Source organism: Oleiphilus sp. HI0043 (assembly GCF_001634935.1).
The window spans coordinates 1-797 of sequence record NZ_LWEY01001154.1 but is presented as its reverse complement, the minus strand read 5'-3'; the positions used below and the strand labels follow the sequence as shown (position 1 = coordinate 797).

The window sequence follows — 797 nt, the reverse complement described above, 5'->3', positions numbered from 1 at the left end:
GCTGGCTAAGCAAAGTGGTATGGATAGCGATGCATTAAAAACCTTGATTGATGAAGGTGATGCGGCAGCACTATTGATGAGCGACTATCAGAAAGCAGCAGAACTGAATATTAAAGGCAGTCCTTCATGGATTATGAATAATGGTCGACAAGAACTCTTTGGAAACGTTGGTTACCGAATATTACGAGCCAATATTAAAGAGGTCTTGTCGAAACCGGGCTATGAAGCGAGCTGGTGCTAGTCTACGTCGGTGCCGGCTTCACCTTCTCCGATCACTTCTTTTTCTTTTAGGGCTGCTTCGTACCAATGCTTCATTGAAGGTAGGGTAAGCAAGCGGTCGATATAAGCTCTGCTGGTATCCGATACTTCAATTTGATAAGTCGCAAAACGGGAAGCAACCGGAGCAAACATGCAGTCGGCAATGGAGAACTCTCCAAACAACCAATCGCCATCATGGCGGTTGAGCGCATCTTGCCACATGCCGTCGATGCGTTGAATATCCTTAATGCAGTCCTCATGGAGGTTGACTTTACGAGTAGCCCGGCAGTTCATAGGCAGGGCGCTTCTTAAGGCTGGAAAACCTGAGTGCATTTCAGCGCAGTAGGCTCGGGCAGTGGCTCTGTCACTTGGGTCTTCAGGCCAGCCTTTACCTTTAAGATATTGCTCGGAAACATACTCACAAATTGCCAATGAGTCCCAGACTGTAAGGTCCTTACCTTCCTTGTCATCAATCAGTACAGGAACTTTGAAGGTGGGGGAGTAATCCGCGAGGCGCTGATGGGTATTTTCTTCAAAAA

Annotated in this window: 2 protein-coding genes; one reads left to right on the top strand and one right to left on the bottom strand. The window is 47.3% G+C overall.

What is annotated here, in order from left to right; genetic code table 11:
* Positions 1 to 241, top strand: a 241-nt coding sequence (locus A3729_RS13255; RefSeq protein ID WP_231877439.1) for a DsbA family protein, incomplete at its 5' end; no start/stop codon positions are given.
* On the opposite strand, the gene A3729_RS13250 is transcribed toward A3729_RS13255, so the two are convergent.
* Positions 238 to 797, bottom strand: a 560-nt coding sequence (locus tag A3729_RS13250) for a glutathione S-transferase (RefSeq protein ID WP_068633978.1), incomplete at its 5' end; no start/stop codon positions are given. The genes A3729_RS13255 and A3729_RS13250 overlap by 4 nt on opposite strands.